Origin of the sequence: Burkholderia sp. AU4i (genome assembly GCF_000466765.1) — a bacterium.
Classification (GTDB): Bacteria; Pseudomonadota; Gammaproteobacteria; order Burkholderiales; family Burkholderiaceae; genus Burkholderia; species Burkholderia cepacia.
Genome location: NZ_ASSI01000277.1, coordinates 1 through 19,008, shown reverse-complemented (window position 1 = coordinate 19,008; position 19,008 = coordinate 1). Strand labels below are relative to the sequence as shown.

Genomic DNA, 19,008 nt, shown 5'->3' with positions numbered 1-19,008 from the left:
GAAGCGCAACGGAGACGACTTCGACTGGTCGTAGTAGAAAATGTTGTCGTCCTCGTATTCCAGTTCCCTGGGTGCTGCATCGTTGATCGTGCGCACCACAAAATACCGCTCCGCCAGCACATCCCCCGCCGGCCCCATCACCTGGAGTCGAATTTCGTCACCATCGCCAAAAGAGCGAGGCGCCCCACACATCTCAATTTTGTACTTCTCGCCATCGAACTCTTTCGTCCCTCCGTTAAGAGCCTGGGTGTAGCTCTCGCAGCCTTCGTATGACTTCCGTAGCGCAAGAGACGGAATCGCCAGCACCAAGATTAGTGCAATCGCGATTACATGCTTTCTGGTGACCTGCATATTTCGCCGAGGCTGATCTTAATGGGATTGGTCAACTTGAGATATTGCAAGTTTGAATATTCACGAAATCCTCTCCACGATTATGCTTGCTTCTCCAGTCATTGTACGTCCGATTGAAAACGGGATAGTGCACGTCACACGCTCTAAATTTTTTGACGACGCCTTTGCGTGTATCGATCGGTTTATCTAGAAAATCATCAATCAGATACTTCCATTTGATCTTGGACTCGACGTCGGGCGAATTTCCGAGGTTCGAGTTCACGCCGCTCCGGTACAGAAGCTCCCGAATTCTCCCGCCATTCGTGATCACCATGCCGCTTTTATTCCAGTGTCCCAAATACTGACTGCTCGATCCCGGCTTCCCGTCATTGAAGGAGTAGCTGTTGAGGTTCGCTAATTTTGCTAACAAGTGCACTAATTTTGCAAACGCGGGCACGAGAAAGCCTTTCAGGAGCAGTGATGGTGCCGGTGAGAGGCGGCAATTTGCTCCGAACCCTTGTCGATGGGGCTGGCGTGTTATCGCCTGGAGCAAGGGGTCCAACGCAGCGTTAGCATCAAAAGTGGCCGGGAAAGGTGGATTTGCAAGATCAGCGAGCGGATATGCGTGAAGGGCTGTGGCGCGGCAACCGTCTAATTTGCTGGTCGAAGCGGAAATAATCTACAAGAACCAATGCAATGTGACGGTTGCCGGTAGCGCCATTAGTGCCCCTCTGGTAGCAAAATTAACGAACCTCAACAGCAATCGACTCGACCGCCAGCGATATTGTTCAACTGAAGCAATCGAGGCCGTTCTCCAAGATTGAAATGGTCCGAAGAAGTCAGGCAGGTCATACCCATGTGGCTCGCTCACCCAATGGTGCGGTCTTCCTGTCGATTTTCACGAAGCCAAATCGCTTCTTCGGCGGCGAAAAATTCTTCACCGAGGCATAGCTTGACCGGCGCCTGAGGGCCTTGGCTCCCCTGGCCCTCCAATCGGTCAACCTCGATATTTCAGGGCTTCGACAAACGCCGAAAACGCCGGAGAGGTTTGCCGCCTGTTCGGGTAATACAGATGGAAGCCCTGAAAATAAGGGCACCAATCGACCAGCACGACCTGGAGGCGCCCATCGGCCACATAGGGCGCCACCAGTTCCTCGGGCACGTAGGCCAAGCCGATGCCGTCCACGGCTGCATTGAGGACGTGCATGATGCTGTTGAAGACAAGCTGGCCTTCGGTCTTGACCGTGAAGGCATTGCCGTCCTTCTCGAACTCCCAGGCGTAGATCGAGCCGTCAGGCCGATGCCGAATACTGACGCAACGATGCTGGGTCAGCTCATGGGGTGTCTTCGGTACCGGGTTGCGCTCAAAGTAGGCGGGTGATCCAACCACTGCCAGGCGCCAGTCCGGCCCGACCCGCACGGCGATCATGTCTTTGCTGATGGATTCGCCCATGCGGATGCCGGCGTCGAAGCGCTGTTCGACGACGTTGGTGAAGCCATAGTCCACATACAGCTCCAGCGTGATCTCGGGGTAGTCCTCCAGGAACTTCGCCAGCTTGGGCCGTATGCACAGCTCGATCTGGTCGTCCGTGCAGGTCACGCGGATCGTGCCCCTGGGCTTGTCACGCAATTCTCCCAAGGCTTCCACCTCGGCCGCGATCTGGTCGAACAGTGGTGCGATGGCCTGCATCAGCCTTTCCCCGGCTTCCGTCGGCGCCACGTTGCGGGTCGTGCGCGCCAGCAGGCGCACGCCCAGGCGCTCCTCCAGCGTGCGCATCGTGTGGCTCAGGGCGGACGGCGTGAGGCCCAGCTTCGCTGCGGCCTTGGTAAAGCTCTGGTCGCGGGCGACAGCCAGGAAGGCTTGGAGGTCGTTGACTTTGGGATGCGCCATTCCTGAGATTTTTTCACAACTACATCAAGATTGCACCTACTAATCAGATTCCCATGGTTCCGTCAACATTGAAACCCTGATTTTCAAGGAGCACCGACCATGAGCACGATCATCGACACCCCCTATGAAACCGACGTTCTGACCGCCAAGGCTTCCGACCGCCGCGACTTCGTGAAAGCCGCCGGTGTCGGCGTTGCCGCGCTGGGCGTCCTTTCCGTCACGGGAGCATCGGCTCTCGCGGCGCAGGCGCAGCAGACGCCGGCCGTGCCCGTGGGCGCAGACAACTTCTACAAGAGCGACAAAGTGACCCTGCGCAAGGTCAGCTTCCCCACTCAGTACGGTATGAAGGTCGCGGGCAACCTGTTCATCCCCAAGCAACGCGGCGGCGCGAAGCTGCCCGCCTTGGTCGTCGGCCACCCGATGGGTGCCGTCAAGGAACAAAGCGCCAACCTGTACGCCACCAAGATGGCTGAGCAGGGCTTTGTCGCCATGGCCATCGACCTGCCGTTCTGGGGCGAAAGCGAAGGCGCCACCCGCAACGCCGTGGCGCCCGATCTGTATTCGGAAGCGTTCAGCGCGGCGGTGGACTTCCTCGGCACCCGCGAGGAAGTGGACCGTGAGCGCATCGGCGGCATCGGCATTTGCGGCAGCGGCGGCTTCATCGTCAGCGCCGCCAAGATCGACCCGCGCCTGAAAGCCATCGCCACTGTCAGCATGTACGACATGGGCGCGGTCACGCGCAACGGCTATGGCAAGTCGCAGACGCTGGACCAGCGAAAGGCGAAGCTGGTCGAGGCCGCCCGCTTGCGCTACGAGGAGTTCACCAGCGGCAAGACGATCTTCCAGAACTACCTGCCGATCGAACTGCCCGCGGACGCCGACCCCGTGACCGCGATGTACCACAGCTTCTACAGAACCAAGCGCGGCGCCTATGTGCCCGAAGGCCGCTCGCTGGAGCTGACGCAGAACCGCGCCCTCGCCAGCGAGGTGAAGTTCATGAACTTCTACCCGTTCAACGACATCGAGACGATCTCGCCGCGCCCGCTGCTGATCATTGCGGGAGACCAGGCCCACTCCAGGGAATTCAGCGAGGACGCCTACCAGCGCGCCGCCCAACCCAAGGAGATGCATTGGGTCAAGGGCGCCAATCACGTCGATCTGTACGACCGCGTGAACCTGATCCCCTGGGACAAGCTCACCGCCTTCTTCAATCAGCACCTGCCGGCGTAAGGAGCGAATCATGACCAAGGTGAAATCTGTCGTGATCGAGCGCCACGGCGGGCCGGAAGTGCTGACCCTGCAGGAGCGGGAGCTGAAGCCTTTGGCGCGCGGCGAGGCGCTGATTCGCATCGCGGCCATCGGCGTCAACTTCGTCGATATTTACTGGCGCACGGGCTTTGACCCCCAGCCGCTGCCGCTGGTGCCAGGGCTGGAGGCATCGGGCGTGGTGGAGGCCATCGGCGAAAGCGTGGCCAACGTCAAGCCGGGCGACCGCGTGGCCTTCGCGCGCCAGCCCGGGACCTATGCCGAGGCGTGCGTGGTTCCTGCCGACAGCCTGATCCCGCTGCCGGATGCGCTGTCCTTTGAGCAAGGCGCGGCTTTTCCGCTGCAAGGCATGACTGCGCACTACCTGATCCATGAGTTCCGCAAGCCAGCGCCTGGCGATGTGGTGCTGATCCATGCGGCGGCCGGCGGCGTCGGCCTGCTGCTGGTGCAGTGGGCGCGGCACTTGGGCGCCCGTGTGATCGGCTCGGTGTCCAACGCGGAGAAGGCCGAAGCGGCCCGGCAAGCGGGCGCGCATGACGTGATCCTCTACACCGAGCAGGATTTCGCCGCGGAAACCATGCGGCTGACCAACGGGTACGGCGCGGACATCATCATCGACGGCGTGGGCAAATCCACGTTCAGCGGGAACATGGAAGCGGCGGCACTGCGCGGCCATATCGTGATCTTCGGCGCGGCCAGTGGCCCCGTCGATCCGATTTCGCCGAATGCACTCATGGGCCGATCGCTGTCCCTGTCGGGGGGCGACCTGCGCCACTTCGTACAGACCCGCGAGGAAATGCTGGGCCGTGCCAACGAGGTGATGGAAGGTATCAGGAGCGGCTGGCTCCAGCAGAGGATCTTCCAGGTACTTCCCTTGGCTGAGGCCGCGCAAGCGCATCGGCTGCTGGAAGGCCGACAGACCATCGGCAAGGTGCTGCTGTCCGTGGCATGAGCCGCAGACGCACCTCCATAGAAATTACGGATGATTAAATGACTGCACAAGTTTCCACTGCTCCGGCAGGCGATGCCATGGGCTCGCGGGATGCCGGGGAACAGCCTTCCTACTGGGCGGGTGTTTTTGCGATGACGCTATGCGTCTTCGCGTTGATCGCCTCGGAGTTTATGCCCGTCAGCCTGCTGACGCCGATTGCCGGTGAACTGCGGGTCAGCGAAGGGCTGGCCGGATACGGCATCGCCATTTCGGGCGCATTCGCCGTCCTGACCAGCCTGTCGATTTCATCGCTGGCGGGGTCCATGGACCGCAAGACGCTGCTGCTTCTGATGACCGGCCTCATGGGCATCTCCGGCCTCGTGGTCGGGCTGGCGCCGAACTATGTGGTCTACATGATCGGCCGCGCGCTGATCGGCGTGGTGGTCGGCGGCTTCTGGTCGATGTCGGCGGCGGTCGCTATGCGGCTGGTGCCGCCCCGTAGCGTGCCCAAGGCGCTGGCGATCTTCAATGGTGGCAACGCGCTGGCAACCGTGGTGGCCGCGCCGCTGGGCAGCTACCTCGGCGGCGTCATCGGCTGGCGCGGCGCCTTCTTCTGCCTGGTGCCTGTGGTCTTGCTTGCATTGGTCTGGCAATGGATCAGCCTGCCCTCCATGAAGGCCGAGCCGCGCAAGGCCGGCTCCGGCAACGTCTTCAGGCTCTTCAAGAGTCGCCTGGTGACCTTGGGGATGCTCGGTGTCGGTACGTTCTTCATGGGGCAGTTCGTGCTGTTCACCTACGTGCGCCCATTCGTGGAAACCGTCACCCGAGTGGATGTCACCACGCTGTCGATGATCCTGCTGGTGATCGGCATCGCTGGTTTCATCGGCACTACGCTGATCGGCACGTTCCTGAAGAGGGGCATGTACCGCACCCTGGTGGCGATCCCGCTGCTGATGGCGGCCATCGCACTGGCCTTGATTGTCTTGGGCAGCAGCGTCACGGCGGCCTTCGTGCTGCTGGGGCTGTGGGGGCTGGTGGCCACCGCGGCACCCGTGGGTTGGTGGTCGTGGATGGCCAGGTCGTTGCCCAAGGATGCCGAAGCGGGGGGCGGCCTGATGGTGGCAGTGATCCAGCTCTCGATCGCGCTGGGTTCGACCGTGGGCGGCCTGCTGTTCGACGGCGGTGGCTATCGCGTCACCTTCCTCGCCAGCGCGGTCGTGTTGCTGATCGCGGCGGTGCTGGCCTTCTGGACCTCGCGTGCGCAAGCGTCACATGCCGCCTGATGCCGTAAAGGGAGGACACATGACTTGTGAAACACCATTGCCGGGAAACATCCAGCCGGTGCCGCTGGAGCAAACCTATCTGCTATTCAACCACGGCCCGGCGACTTTGGCATCCGCGCGCTATGACGGGATAACGAACGTCATGGCCGCAAGCTGGGTCTGCGGCCTCGACACGTCCCCTCCCAAGCTCACGGCGGTACTGGGTAGGGAGTCCAAGACGCGCGAACTGGCCGAGAAAAGCGGTTACTTCGTCATCCAGATACCCACTGCTGCCCAGTTGGAGTTGGTCTATCAGGCTGGTCATCGCAGCGGTTTCGATGATCCCGAGAAGCTCCAGCACTGCGGGATCGAGTTGCAACGCATTGCTGACGTGGATCTTCCGTTCATCGCCGGCTGTTCGGCCTGGCTCATCTGCAAGATCATTCCCGTACCGGAGAACCAGAACACCTACGACCTGTTCATCGCTGAAATTGTCGGCGCATGGGCTGACCAGCGCGTGTTCAGCGCGGGGCGGTGGAAATTCGAGATCGCGGCCCCGGCGTTGCGCAGCTTGCACTACATAGCTGGCGGGCGCTTCTACGCCATCGGCGAAGAACTGGACGCAAACAGCCATGAGCTGACCCCCGGGGCATCACAGCCAGCGAGCGACTCGAATGGGAGTGCGCGCGAGGTCATCGTTGGTGGGCCTATCCCGGAGCGATTGTCCGCGGTCATTGGTGCGCCGCGTGCGCGCACGACACCGGCAAGCTCGGCATCGACCTGATGCGAGCGATCGCGAAGGAGCGAGCGGGAAGTGCGTCTCGAAGACATACGTGAACAGTTCAACTCGGTTGGAATGGGAATGTGCGCGCGGCCACCGCTGGTTCGCCACGCCGAACACGATTCGTCGCGGGCATTGGTGCGCACGCTGCTATTTCATCAGCATTACGACGACCGAGGAGACGCGCCGAAAGCGGCGACATGAAGCCGCCCGAAAGTGAAACTCGACCTGCAGGCGCGGTCGTCCTCCGAATACATTCGAGCATCCCAGGATGTCCGGAGAGCCTGTGGCAATGCGCTAAAATCCAGCTCGGACGCGCAGTGACAGGATGCAGCCGCGTGTCGAACGACAAAAAATCGAGAGGGCTCATGTCAAAGGCTATTGCAGGCATTGCGATCGGGGTCGTTTTTCTGGTGATCGCGGCTTTCATCGGGTGGTCCACGCGAGGTTTTTTGCAGACTGCGATCGCCGTTCCCGGCGAGGTGGTCAGCCTCAACGCGGGCGGGAGCCACCCACAGATCGAGTTCGTGACAAAAACGGGCGAGCGCGTGTCTTATCCGCAAGGCGGGATGATCTACGGCACCAAGGTCGGCGACAAGGTCACCGTCCTTTACCAGCCCGAGGCGCCGGCCCGAACCGCGACGATCGATCGGTTTGGCGCCGTGTGGAACTGGACATTGATGGCGACGATATTCGGTCTTGGATTCATCCTCTTCGCGGCGATGAATCTGGCACCAAAAAAATAACAGCATCTGAGAGGATCGGCCGTGTCAATTCTGAGACCAAGCAACTGGAGCTACAAGACGGGTGCGACAGGCGGCGTCAGCATCGAATTCGTCGTCGCGTCGGGCGGCACGATCGTTCTGGCCGACCCCGCTGGAACGGAAACCGATTTCTACTACGGCGGCGTAGGTGTCGGTATCGGTTTCGGCCTGCGTGTTCCGAAGATCAAACTTCTGCGGTTTTCCTTGCCGGAGCTCAAGATTCCCAAGATCGCCGGCCGCGAGGTCGGAGGCGCAGGCTCTGCCAAGTCGTTCGACAGCGCGGGGCTCATCTATATGGCGCCGGCGTTCAGCGGCACCGAGCTGACCAAGAGCGACTTTCAAGGCGCTACGGTCTATCTCGACGGTGGTGTCGGCATCGGCTATGGCAAGGCGGGTTCCGCCATGATCCTCGGGATCAATTCCGCGCAGCTTGCCCTCGGGCTGTCGAATCCAGCGATGGCATGGCTCGCCGAGATAGCGATTGCGCATGCTCCGGCGATCCTGCTGATGGGTGGCACGACGGTTGGCTTGCAAGCCGGCGCCGGCGCCGGGATCCTGGTCGGATATCTGCATTGACTAGATCACCGGTCGCGTCCCGGATCGGGCAGGGCAGCGATGCAATTCCTGGCCGGTATGAGATGATCGGATGATGAGCTGTACGTAGCTGTTCGTCGGTGCATACGGGGAAAAAAGCCGATCGAGCGTTCGAGCGAACAGATGCAACGTGACGTCGCGCAACGCGCTGTCCTCGAGCGTTACGACGATTTCGATCCCCCGCACGAACGACGGAAACTGACCGTCGAGCGACATCCACTTCATTGCGGGTTGGTAATCCAGTCCGACGATCGCGTCGATGCTGCGTTGAGCGACGATGTTCGTGCGTGGCGCGTGCAAGCGCAAGAAATCCTTGAACGCCTTCAGTCCGGTCTGGGTAAGATCGAAAGGGTGTAGCGACAGACCCGCCACCACGCGCCACAACGCGCCGTGTCCGCGCGAATGCGAGCAGGGCAAGGTCGGCTGCGTCAGCAACCGGATCGGGCAAGCCAGCGCTGCACCTTCATGAACCAGGTCGCTGTCAGGTGCGCCGATCGGCAGCCGCGAAGGGAGTTCGCCGTTGGTGGCGGTGACGTCGATGTCGATTTGGGGATGCCGCACCTGGGCGGCGGCCCCGTCCAGCCCGATGAGCGATAGGAGAATAGGTGGACGCGCATTTCCCGCCGCGGCATACGGATCGCGAAACGCCGTCCAATAAGCGACGGTAGGATCGGGTTGCCGGCCATGGCTCAACGCGCGGTAGGGCAACACGGCCGTTCGCGGCGCAGCGGTGGACGACGAAGCCCCTTTTTCGTGTTCGGACTGCGTCCGATCGCCCAAATGAACGGAGTCGATCGAGTACACGTCGAGCGGCGCGCCGGTCTCGAGGGGCTCGGGCGTCACGGGGTAGGCCCGGTCGGTGGTTGTGAGCTGGATCGGCGTCGCGTCTCGCATGAACAGATTGACGACCGGCGTGCAAAACAGTTTGATCGATGCGGCGTCGAGGTCGCTCAGCGCGAGGGCGGCAGGCGCTGCTGCCGGTGCGTCGCGAATGGCCAGGTGCAACGTCAGTTGGCGTGCTTGCGGCGCGCGCGCCGCGCGCCGGATTCGCCCAAGGTCGATGTCGACGAAATCGAATTTCTCGGGGAATGCGAAGGACTCAATCAGCGTGTCGAATGCGTCCGACGTGTTGGATGATTCCTTCGGGAGTAGCCTCTCATGTTCGGCGAATCCGACTGATTCGATGGGGACCTTTGATAATACCGTCCAGCGACCGCTTTGATCGACCTCAACATACGCGCTGGCCGTGCGGAGCAGCAGCGCGTCGGTGAGCGCGGCGACACGAGCGCGACTACCTGCCAGATGAATGCGGACCTTGCCAGACGGTATCGCTTCGTCGAAGGTCTCGGTGGGCGTTGCGCTCGCGAATGTAACCGAGAGGATTGCAGAGGCATTGGCCGGTAGCCGGACCGCCGCTGGGACCATCGTCGCTGGACCAAAGCGGGCCGAGTGGACGCGAAGCGGCGAGAGCGTCACGTCGTACACCGTTTGAAATCGGCAGGCGGTCGCATTGGCATCGAGCACGGTGCCACGTTGCATCGTGAATGGCACCGTCAGCTGCCCGAATAGATTAGCTGGGTCAAATTGCGCAATCGCGCAGGCCGGCACGGCGCGCAAGTACTGCGGGTACAACATTTCGAGTAAAGACTCGGTGAACTCAGGGTAGGCGTCCTCCAGCCTCGCGTCGATACGGGCGGCCAGGAGCGCGAACGTCTGGATCATTCTGTCGACATGCAGGTCGCCCTGGCCATTGGCGATACCGAGTCGAGCGCCAATCTTCGGATAACGCCGGGCAAATTCCGCGACGCCGCGCAAGAGTAGACCGACTTCGTATTCGTAATGGGGCAGCAGGTTATCCATTCACCTTCCGTACGGCTCGGTCCCCATATTCGAGGTACAAGAAATGCAAAACTTGATCCTCCTGGGGGCAAGCAGTTTAAAATCCCACGACGAATAATATCCTGCCGTTCCGATGCGGGGTTCCGAGGGCGCCATGCAACTGTCAGATATTCCAGGCTTTTTTGGGCTACAGAGCAACCGGCTGTTCACCATCCAGACGCCAATGAAAGGGCGGTCTGATCTGGTGCTCGTCGATTTTCAGGGAACCGAGGGTTTATCTCAAAATTTCGAGTTCCATGTTCGGCTTGCTTCCCAGGATTCGAATATCGAACTGAAAAAGCTGATCGGCCAACCTGTGACGATTACGTTACAGCTGACTGACGCGTTGGCGAGTTCGGAAGAGCGGTACTTCCACGGGTACGTGGCGAACTTCTCGCACCTCGACCATGACGGTAGCTTCACGGTCTACAGTGCGACCATCGTGCCTTGGCTCTGGATGCTTTCGCGCAGCCGCGATATTCGGATATTTCAGGAAGAGAATACCGAAGCGATCCTTTCGAAGGTCTTTCGCGAATACGGAAAGATCGCGTCGTTCGAATTCCGGCTGTCGAAGGCGACCAAGAACCGCAGCTACTGCACGCAGTATCGGGAGACGGATCTCGAATTTGTCGAGCGCCTGATGCAGGAAGATGGGTTGTTTTTCTTCTTCGAGCACGCGAAGGACGATCACAAGCTCATCATCACGGATAACTCGGTTGCCGCGAAGCCGATCGGCGGCCGCAGCCCAGTGCTGCAGTACACGAAGGGCGAGGCGCTCGACAATCTGGCGGTGGTCACCACATTTCAGGCGAGCCGCCAGCTCGAGTCCACGCATGTCGGACTGAAAACCTTCGATTACAAGGTGCCGCACGCGCGCAGGTATGTGTCTGGTGGCACGGAAGTCGACCAGGGAGACGTTCCCTCGTACGAAGTCTACGATTACCTGGGCGAGCACGGCTTTCCCGACAGCGATCGCGGTGAAGCGTTGACGCGTTTCAGGACGCAAGCGCTTGCCGCGCACAGCAAGATTTTCATCGGTACGAGCACGAGCCGGCGGTTGTCGCCTTGCCTGTATTTCGAGCTCGACGATCACTACGACCACGGCAGCACCCAGCCTGAAGATCGCCAGTTCCTGCTGACGACGGTGACGCATAGCGGCACGAACAATTACCAGGCCGGAGAGGGTGCCGCGACCTACCAGTGCAGCTTCACCTGCATTCGCAAGAAGATTCCGTATCGGCCGGCATTCACGATCGAGCAACCGTCGATCATTGGGCCGCAAACTGCGGTCGTTGTCGGGCCCGAGGGCGAGGAAATCTACACGGACAATCTGGGCCGTGTGAAGGTGCAGTTCCATTGGGATCGACTGGGCAAACGCGATCAAGGCAGCTCATGCTGGGTCCGCGTTGGGCAACCATGGGCCGGTCGCGGATTTGGGATGATCCAGATTCCGCGGATCGGAGACGAGGTGGTCGTAATTTTCCTCGATGGGAATCCCGACCGTCCCCTGATCATCTCAAGCGTTTACAACTCGGCAAACATGCCGCCGTGGGGGCTGCCGGCGAATGCGACGCAGAGCGGGATTCTCACACGCTCGACCAAGACCGGGAACGTCAATACCGCCAACGCAATCCGCTTCGAGGACAAGAAGGGTGCCGAAGAGGTGTGGTTGCACGCCGAGAAGGATCAGCGGATCGAGGTCGAGCACGACGAGTCGCATTGGGTCGGGAACGATCGCAAGAAGAACATCGATCACGACGAGACCGTGCATGTTGGTCATGATCGGACCGAGACGGTCGACAACAACGAGACCATCACGATCGGCGTGGACCGTACCGAACGCGTTGGTAGCAATGAGACCCTTACGGTCGGAGGTAACCGAAATGAGACGATCGAAGGTTTGCAGAATCTTCTGATCGCGCTTGCTTCAACCGAGACGATCGGGCTCGCCAAGGCACTCACAATCGGCGCCGGGTACAACGTCGCTGTCGGTGGCGCAATGAATACCATGGTAGGGCTGGCGCAGGCCGAAGAAGTCGGACTGTCAAAAAGCACGGTAGTTGGAAAGTCGTGGGAAGTGAAAGTCGGCAAGACGATAACAATGCAGGCTGGGGACCGTATTGAACTTATTTGCGGCACCTCCAAGATCACTCTACTGCCCGACGCAGTCCATATTGAAGCGAAAGAAATTCACCTCCCGGCAGCAAACAAGATTCATGCGGATGCCCCCAACGACGTGTACCTCAACACTGGTACGGCCCAAAAAGCCCCGGGTTCTCAAAAGGACAACTAAGTATTTTTCTAGTGGGCGTCGCGGAGCGTAAGCATGCTCGGGAAATTGACTCTTTGCATGATGGGGCGCAATGGTTGTAATCACAAATGACAGTGGGTTACCGTACGCCTGGTTCGAGAAAATAGGAGAAGGCGGAGCAGCGTACGATGTACTCGCAGTGCGGGGCACGTTTAATTTCTCGCGGGATGGCAAGCCCATTACGTTAGCGACGGAGCAAAAACCCATCGTCGACGGTGATGAATTTGACGGCGAAGTCGATAGCGCTCCGCTGAAAGCGGTGCTTAAGCGCGAGGGTGACCGGGTACTTTATAAGCCAGCCACGGATGTTTATTTGACGGGCACTGCTCGCAGCGCGCATGACGAAATGAAAGCCGACTGGATGGCCGGATTGCAGGTGGAGTCGATGCAAAAGATCCTGCGGCTACATGGACCTCGCCAATTTGTTCGAGGACTATTCGGTTGGCGTCTGACTAGGGCTACGCCAACGAACGCTGTTCCGCTCGACTACCGATTGGCCTTTGGTGGCACGTATGCAAGTGAGTCTGAAGAGGCCGCGGTGGAGTATGTGTACAAGCGCGACAACCCGGCAGGTTGCGGTTGGTTGCCAGACGAGGAGGCGCTGAAGACGCTATCGAAGGATGCACGTAGTCAGATTGCTGCCGAGATTAGCAAGCTCAAGGTGCTTGCCGCGCCACAAATTGATGACCCCATGGACCCCGTACGCCACCCGTCGCAGCAACGTGCTGCTCAGGGCTTTGGTCCAGTTGCGCGTTGGTGCTCTCCGCGCATCGACTACGCCGGAACGTACGATGACCGTTGGCGCGCAGAGGTATACCCAAACGTTCCCGAAGATTTCAATCCCCGCTTTTACCAGAGTGCACCGCCTGATTTGATCTACCCGGGCTATTTGGCCGGTGATGAGAGGATCATCATGGCGGGACTTCTGCCGGAAGGACGCGTGACCATGCGCTTGCCAAGTCTCCGCGTCATGATGGCGATGACGACTTGGGACGGTGCAGGGCGTGTCGGCGCGCTCAACCTGGACACCGTTGCTATTGATCTTGATGAACGACAAGTCTCGCTGGTATGGAGGGAACGATTCGATCGGACCGATCCCGTCAACTTTCTGAGATTGGGCGTGACAGCGTTCCTGAATCCGATGTCGGAGCACGCACATGGCTGACCAGACTTCATCGAACGCCGGAGATTCAGGAGGCGGCGCTCAAACTAATTCCTCCACCGTCAACAGCACATCGCGACACATCGCCAACGAAGATCGCTGGAAGGCTTTCACCACCGCCCCCGATTTTTGCAAGGTCGGAAATAGCGTTGTTCCCTTCGACAGCTATGCATTCATCAATAACAAGCAAACTGCCTCGCCTAACGTCTTCGCAGCTGGAAAACCGGTCTACCGAGTCGGCGATCTGCATCAAGGCGTCTTAGGAGACGCGGGACAGCACGTTGTCTCCGGTACATCGCTCGGCGGCGGCTACGTCAAGATTCTGTCCGGTCAAAGCAACGTGATCGTCAACGGTCTGAAGGTAGCTAGGGACGGCAGTGCTTGCAAGATTAACTGCGACGCATCTGGTAACGGTGGTGCCCCGGGAAAAATCACTACTGAGACGGTTCCGGTTCAATCGAAGACCTGTCAGCCAAACGCGGCACTCCAATCGCTGATAGCTGAAGCGAACGATAAACGAACGTGGTGGCAAAGGACTAAGGATGCGGCCTCATCGGCTGTAGACACATTCCATCGTTTAGATGTCGCGTCCGGCGAGCATCCCGGGGAGTTTGCCAAGGGCATCGGGAAGGGGATCGTCAATCTCCCCGGGGATATGTGGAACCTTTTTGTCTCTGCGAGTAAGTACTCTGGCGATGAGACCGGCATGGTGACGCCCATCGCAATTCAAGCGGATGAAATGAATCGCGCCGCAATGACTGCTTACCAGGCGGGCGATGTTTGCAGGGCAAACAAGCTGGCGAGTGATGCAGACGAGATGATGCAGTTCGGTCACGTCGGAGATCTAGCCCCGGCCAAGACGGATGCCGAGAAGGCGGGTGTCCTAGCTTCCGCGGTTATTCCCTTCGGCGGTGCAGTTAAAGGAGTGGCGACGGTAGCGAAGGTCGGGCGAGGGGTTGAGGTTGTAAACGAAGGGGCGAAAATCGCGGACGCAGGTAAGTTTGCCGGAACCGGAAAACTCGCTCCAGTCGTCGAGTCGGAGGCAGGGCAAACCGCGAAGGCTTTGGGGTCCGAAGTTTCTGGCGCGCCAAAGGCGGGGACCCCGCATTCGCCCGCAGCAGAGAAGCCTACGGTACCGGAAGGCGAAACGCCGCACACGCCAGAGGGGGCGTTACCGAGGAAGGCGGGCGAGGACGAAGGTGTGCATGTCAAACCGAAGGAGCGGCTGCCCGAGAAGAAAGTGCCTTGTTTCCATCCCTACGATAAACGCGGTTTCAAAAAGCTATCGGCAGCCGAACAACGACGATATCTGCGAGAATACGCTAAGCAATTGCGAGGTCAGCAGGACGCGATCAATAGCTTGACGGCCAACGAGTTCCAGGCCGCGCGGGACGCCTATAAGGCGGTGGGCCGCAACCCGTTGGCCGATGCGATGCAAGAGGCAACGCGGAGTGAATTTGTTGATCACGTTCGAGGCAGCATATACGATTCATTGAGAAGCTCTGGCATGGGCGCTAAGGAAGCTATGAGTGCCGCAACCGAGCGTGCGAGTAAGGTTGCAAGCACGCTCGCAGCACTGCATGAGCCAGATATGGTTGCAGGCGGCTGGGCGAACCCGGATCCGACCCGCATGGGAAGCACGAGTGTCAACTCTTCGATTGGTGGGAGTTGGAACCAAGGCGATCGCCTCTCGACGATGGAGGGGGGGGCTAAGGACGCCATTTCGAGCGGTAAGGGAGATGCCTTGATGAACGTCAAACTAGAACCTTGTCGCGGAAAGGGAATGAGATGAGAGACGAAGATTTTGAGTTGTTTATCGAGAATTTCGGAGAAGCGACGAGCCGCGTCGAGGTCCCTCAAGCCAGCTTCGAGAAGTTCGACAAGAAGCTGCCTGCTCGGCTCTTGAAGTATTGGTCTGAAGAAGGGTGGGCGAGTTTCGCGGACGGCTTGTTCTCGATCGTGAATCCCGACGAGTATGAAGACGTTTTGGATATGTGGCTTGAGGACACGATCTTCGAGGAGGTCGATAGCTACCACGTCATCGCGCGGACCGCGTTCGGGAAGTTGTATGCATGGGGCGAGAAAACAGGGCCGAGCTTGACGGTTTCATGCCCGACGCATTCTCTTATTGCGCTGGAAAAAGATTTGAAGGGCCAGCTCAAGAATCCCGACTTTCGAGTGCAGACGTTCTTCGGTGCCAAGACGCCGAGTGAATGCGATTTTAAGGACGATGCGAAGCAGCCGCTATTCAAACGCGCTGCGAGCAAACTAGGACCGCTTGACCCGGATGAGATGTATGGCTTTGAGCCTGCCCTGATTGTCGGCGGTCAAGTGAATCTCGACCATCTAAAGAAGGTCAAACTGGATGTTCACCTGACGATCCTGCGGCAGCTTGCGCCGCCGAAGATTCCGTTCCTCAATACTCCAATCTGATCGGTAACGTCCATTACGAATGCCGAACGGCTTGCGCAGGCGTGTCGCTGAAATGAGGGGCAATGACGTTGAAGTTCGCCTCGAGGAATTCGGTGACACCCGGTAGTCGAACAGTGTGGGACACGAGAGCGAACATTCCGATTTAGCGTCGCCATCAATCAAAACGACGTTAGTATCTGTTATGTAAAATGGTTAGGAAACCTGAGAGATAGGAGATTATTTTTACGGAACCAACTAGCATTCTTGTACCCGGTGCCAGCCCACTCGCAGTGCTTGGCTACGGAATCATCACGATTGGAGTCGCAGCGTGGCTTGGCCATTTTGTCGGGAGCATAAATAAGACTGCCGGCGTATTCGTTGGGATCGGCGGGCTGGTTGGCGGCGTCGCAATGATGCTTCAGCATTTCCTCAAGTGCAATGCCGTTGACTTGGATCGGGAAGATTTCGAAACCGACTTCGCTCGCGCATATAATGGGTCGCTCTTTCAAGAGCTTTCTCTCAAAGGAAATCCACTCCCATCTATGGCTACCTATCAAGAACTGAAGGCACAAGCAGAGGCATTGCTGAAGCAAGCCGAAGAAGTGAGGCGTGCCGAGCTTGACAGCATCATCACGACAATTCGCGAACAGATTGCTGAATACGCCATCACGCCCGAACAACTCTTTGGTCGCCGGCGCGCAGGCGCGTCGACCGCGCGGGCGCCGATCGCGCCGAAGTACCGGGACCCGAAGTCCGGCGCCACCTGGAGCGGGCGTGGGAAAGCACCACAATGGATTGCAGGTGCGAAGAACCGCAATCGGTTTTTGATCTCGGACGCGGAATAACACGGCAAATTTGCCGCTCGGAGTGTAGCGGCCCGGTGGCGGGTTTAGTTTGGGACCAGGGGGTCTCGGGCTCAAACCCTCCCACTCCGACCATGTAGTCGGGCCTGTAGCTCAGCCGGTTAGAGCAGTCGACTCATAATCGATTGGTCGCTGGTTCAAGTCTAGCCAGGCCCACCAGTGAAGAGGACATCAATGTCGCTGATCGACCGCATGTTGTCTCGAGCAGTCCCGCGATCGGGCGAGGGCCGCCGGAATGTCCTGGTGCGTGTTTGGCTGGACGACGAAGGTCGCGTTCGAGATCTGAAGGTGCGCCGCAGCTGCGGCGATCCCGCGCGCGATGAGCGCGCGCTGCACGCGATAGCCGTAAAGCAGTTTCCGCGGGGCCAACTCGGGTCAGGTGGCGGCACCTCGCAACGGTGGCACGATCTGGCATACGACGGGGATTGATTTGCCCGGCCCGGCCCGGCCCGGCCGCTGCCGAGCCCTTCGCCTGATCAGTTCGACAACTCGTGCTGGTCGTCGACGTCGCCGGGCGTGTCCGAGTCGGTCACGGCGACGAGCTCCCGATGAAGCCGGGCGGCCGCGACCGGAGAGTCCACGTTGGCATGCAGAGACGTTCCATCCCACAGCTCGACGACCCACTTGCCGCGTACACGGCAGACGCCGATCGTCCAGCCGCTCCGATGCGAATACCCGTAGTCGCTCACCACGGTCCACCCGAGCGCGACCATCGTGTCGCGCTGCTCGAGCATCGGCGCGGCGGTCATGCTCCGCTCCGCGGTGCGCAGACCAGGTCCGCGCGCCTGTCGCCACGCTCGTACGTCGACCGCGTCAAGCTTTCGCGATCGGGAAAGTCACCCACTCGAATCGGGTTGTCCATTCTGCTCTCCGCACCGTGTGGAAGCCGTTGCTGCCGTAGGCACTGTATATATATCAGGGGTGCGAGCAGTTCGCAGTATCCGGTCGACGGCGCGCCGATTCGGGGAGCTCACCCGAGCCTGTATCCGGCACTGCAGCGCCGTGCCGGCGGTCGATCGTACGACCGCCCGTCACGCATCCGCTCAAGCCGCTCGAGCGCCTCGGCGAACACCGCCAGCGGCGCCGCGCGCAGCTGATCATCTTGCCACCCGATCAGCGCGGCGACGAGTTCATCCGTCTGCGGATCCAGCACCCACTCGCCGCAAGTCCTGCCCTGCTCGAGCGCGGCGTTGATGCCGCGTTCGGTGGCCGCCATGACCTCTACCCGCAATTCCTGCTTGCGGGCTTCGTCAACGAAACCCGCAAGCACAACCAGCTGCAGTAGAACAGCCAGTCCGTGCGCCGAGCCGCGGCCCATGCGCAGCGCCTGGAATGCCGCGTGATACTGCAATGCGACTTCCTCCGCCTTCTGCCGGGGCATCGGTAGCAACAAATTCCGAGCGAGCTTAGCGCGCGCGGATGGATGGTGTCGTCGTGATGAAGGTGCGCGTCGGTTCGACATGGCGATCTCTCGTCAGACCTCTCAATGGATCTTGAATGGTGATTTGAAGACACGGAGCACGCGTAGACACCAGCGGTGCCACGTCGAGCGTTGGTCGCCCCGATTGTTGGCAGGCCGAGTCGGGATCCGCGTGCGGCCTGTGTCTTCGACGATGCGGTGTGGATGCATGTGGTTGACCTGGACGGAAGCGTGCTTACTGTTCGGCGAGCTGCTCGAGCTCGCCGCACTCGCCGAAGAAGTCTTGCTGTCCCGGTGGCGGTGCCGGCGGCCGGCGCTCGGTGCGCGGCCGCGGATGGCCGGCGCGCTTCAACGTGCGAGCGATCGTCTGCAACTGCATCCACAGGTGGTCCGCATCGGCGGCCGACAACGTGTCGGCCGCCACCTCGAGTGCGCTGACGAGCGACGCAAGGTTCGCTGGCGCTGCGGCCAGCGTCCTGCGTGCATCCGTGCGCGCCTGGCTCTCCTTGTAGACCGCAATCCAGCGCTCGAGGGATTTGCGCTCGTCGTGGCTCAACGCGCCGAGCAGCTCGGGCGGTATCGGCTCGTCGGCGCGAAACGTGCCGAGCACGTGTTCGCGCCGGCGCCCCCTGGTCGGGGGCTGCGTGGGAGGTTCGACGCGCAGCACCTTGATAAAGCGTCCCTGTTCACGGATGAGCATCGACTTGTCTCGGATTTCACAAGATCACGCCAAAGCATAGCGCAACCGCGTGTCGCAAACGACCGCGACACGCGGCACCTACCTGACCAGTCTCGCGGCCACGGCCGCTCGAGGGGGCGCTCGCCGCGCGGCGAGCCCGTGCTGTCTCAATGATCCGCGTACCGCTAGTCCCCTGAGCTCGCCGTCCCAAGCGCGACCGTAGCCCACCGTCGTTCGTATTCAAGGGTTCGCTTCGCCGGCCGCGGCACCCGTTCGGTGCTCGCCCTTCGGGCTGCGCTCCGCGTGCGGCTTTGCGACCGCCCTTGAACACGCCCGCCGGCAGGCTCCTTTAGTCGCGGGACGACGAACTCAGGGGACTGGCGGCAGCAGTTCTGCCGAAGTCCAGGCAGCACCGGCACAACCCCTACGTGGGGACTCTGAATCTTGGGTCCCGGTCGGCCTGA

Annotated in this window: 18 protein-coding genes, 1 tRNA gene and 2 pseudogenes; 13 read left to right on the top strand and 8 right to left on the bottom strand. The window is 60.2% G+C overall.

The window, feature by feature from the left end; genetic code table 11:
* The 3 genes and pseudogenes from L810_RS40335 to L810_RS40330 all read right to left on the bottom strand — a co-directional run.
* Positions 1–351: pseudogene (locus tag L810_RS40335) on the bottom strand (hypothetical protein); the annotation flags it as partial.
* A 31-nt stretch (positions 352–382) separates the two neighbouring features.
* Positions 383–766 (bottom strand): DUF6402 family protein, encoded by a 384-nt coding sequence (locus L810_RS49470; protein ID WP_257009037.1) that lies wholly within the window; start codon positions 764–766, stop codon positions 383–385.
* 561 nt (positions 767–1,327) lie between these two features.
* Positions 1,328–2,221, bottom strand: a complete 894-nt coding sequence (locus L810_RS40330) for a LysR family transcriptional regulator (protein ID WP_021163889.1) — start codon at positions 2,219–2,221, stop codon at positions 1,328–1,330.
* A 99-nt stretch (positions 2,222–2,320) separates the two neighbouring features.
* Between L810_RS40330 and L810_RS40325 the strand changes: the two genes are divergently transcribed.
* From L810_RS40325 to L810_RS40300, 6 genes and pseudogenes are all read left to right on the top strand, one after another.
* On the top strand, positions 2,321–3,451 hold the full coding sequence (locus L810_RS40325) for an alpha/beta hydrolase (RefSeq protein ID WP_021163888.1): 1,131 nt from the start codon (positions 2,321–2,323) through the stop codon (positions 3,449–3,451).
* 10 nt (positions 3,452–3,461) lie between these two features.
* Positions 3,462–4,439: a quinone oxidoreductase family protein gene (locus L810_RS40320; RefSeq protein ID WP_021163887.1), complete on the top strand. Its 978-nt coding sequence runs from the start codon at positions 3,462–3,464 to the stop codon at positions 4,437–4,439.
* Positions 4,440–4,570: 131 nt separating this feature from the next.
* Complete coding sequence (locus tag L810_RS40315; protein ID WP_218921754.1) at positions 4,571–5,701, top strand: MFS transporter; 1,131 nt, start codon at positions 4,571–4,573, stop codon at positions 5,699–5,701.
* Positions 5,702–5,738: 37 nt separating this feature from the next.
* A pseudogene (locus tag L810_RS40310) lies at positions 5,739–6,305 on the top strand (flavin reductase family protein); the annotation flags it as partial.
* Between the two features lie 524 nt (positions 6,306–6,829).
* Positions 6,830–7,207: a DUF3592 domain-containing protein gene (locus L810_RS40305; RefSeq protein WP_011661390.1), complete on the top strand. Its 378-nt coding sequence runs from the start codon at positions 6,830–6,832 to the stop codon at positions 7,205–7,207.
* Between the two features lie 21 nt (positions 7,208–7,228).
* Complete coding sequence (locus L810_RS40300) at positions 7,229–7,801, top strand: hypothetical protein (RefSeq protein ID WP_021163882.1); 573 nt, start codon at positions 7,229–7,231, stop codon at positions 7,799–7,801.
* On the opposite strand, the gene tssF is transcribed toward L810_RS40300, so the two are convergent.
* Positions 7,802–9,679, bottom strand: coding sequence for a type VI secretion system baseplate subunit TssF (gene tssF, locus L810_RS40295; protein ID WP_021163881.1), 1,878 nt, complete (start codon positions 9,677–9,679; stop codon positions 7,802–7,804).
* Between the two features lie 133 nt (positions 9,680–9,812).
* On the opposite strand from tssF, the gene L810_RS40290 reads away from it, so the two are divergent.
* From L810_RS40290 to L810_RS40275, 4 genes are all read left to right on the top strand, one after another.
* Positions 9,813–11,990, top strand: coding sequence for a type VI secretion system Vgr family protein (locus L810_RS40290; protein ID WP_021163880.1), 2,178 nt, complete (start codon positions 9,813–9,815; stop codon positions 11,988–11,990).
* 70 nt (positions 11,991–12,060) lie between these two features.
* On the top strand, positions 12,061–13,173 hold the full coding sequence (locus L810_RS40285) for a DUF2169 family type VI secretion system accessory protein (protein ID WP_081712968.1): 1,113 nt from the start codon (positions 12,061–12,063) through the stop codon (positions 13,171–13,173).
* Positions 13,166–14,962 (top strand): polymorphic toxin type 15 domain-containing protein, encoded by a 1,797-nt coding sequence (locus L810_RS46595; RefSeq protein WP_021163878.1) that lies wholly within the window; start codon positions 13,166–13,168, stop codon positions 14,960–14,962. The genes L810_RS40285 and L810_RS46595 overlap by 8 nt, the downstream gene beginning before the upstream one ends.
* The gene (locus L810_RS40275) at positions 14,959–15,603 is read left to right on the top strand and encodes a GAD-like domain-containing protein (RefSeq protein WP_042978199.1); all 645 of its coding nucleotides are present in this window, start codon (positions 14,959–14,961) and stop codon (positions 15,601–15,603) included. Before L810_RS46595 ends, L810_RS40275 begins: the two co-directional genes overlap by 4 nt.
* A gap of 179 nt (positions 15,604–15,782) precedes the next feature.
* Here the strand turns inward: L810_RS40275 and L810_RS47875 are convergent, their stop codons facing one another.
* The gene (locus tag L810_RS47875; RefSeq protein ID WP_155836471.1) at positions 15,783–16,091 is read right to left on the bottom strand and encodes a hypothetical protein; all 309 of its coding nucleotides are present in this window, start codon (positions 16,089–16,091) and stop codon (positions 15,783–15,785) included.
* Between the two features lie 33 nt (positions 16,092–16,124).
* Here L810_RS47875 and L810_RS40270 point away from each other — a divergent pair, with 33 nt between their 5' ends.
* From L810_RS40270 to L810_RS46590, 3 genes are all read left to right on the top strand, one after another.
* Positions 16,125–16,427 (top strand): H-NS histone family protein, encoded by a 303-nt coding sequence (locus L810_RS40270; RefSeq protein ID WP_042978204.1) that lies wholly within the window; start codon positions 16,125–16,127, stop codon positions 16,425–16,427.
* Between the two features lie 100 nt (positions 16,428–16,527).
* Positions 16,528–16,604: transfer RNA gene (locus L810_RS40265), tRNA-Ile, on the top strand.
* Between the two features lie 15 nt (positions 16,605–16,619).
* Entirely contained in the window at positions 16,620–16,874 is a 255-nt protein-coding gene (locus L810_RS46590; protein ID WP_081712967.1) for an energy transducer TonB family protein, read from the top strand.
* Between the two features lie 47 nt (positions 16,875–16,921).
* On the opposite strand, the gene L810_RS40255 is transcribed toward L810_RS46590, so the two are convergent.
* From L810_RS40255 to L810_RS40245, 3 genes are all read right to left on the bottom strand, one after another.
* On the bottom strand, positions 16,922–17,194 hold the full coding sequence (locus L810_RS40255; RefSeq protein WP_021163873.1) for a hypothetical protein: 273 nt from the start codon (positions 17,192–17,194) through the stop codon (positions 16,922–16,924).
* Between the two features lie 221 nt (positions 17,195–17,415).
* Complete coding sequence (locus L810_RS40250; protein ID WP_051392391.1) at positions 17,416–17,826, bottom strand: hypothetical protein; 411 nt, start codon at positions 17,824–17,826, stop codon at positions 17,416–17,418.
* 274 nt (positions 17,827–18,100) lie between these two features.
* Positions 18,101–18,565 carry a hypothetical protein gene (locus tag L810_RS40245; protein WP_021163871.1) on the bottom strand — a complete coding sequence of 155 codons (465 nt, stop codon included), beginning with the start codon at positions 18,563–18,565 and terminating at the stop codon, positions 18,101–18,103.
* Between the last annotated feature and the right edge of the window lie 443 nt (positions 18,566–19,008).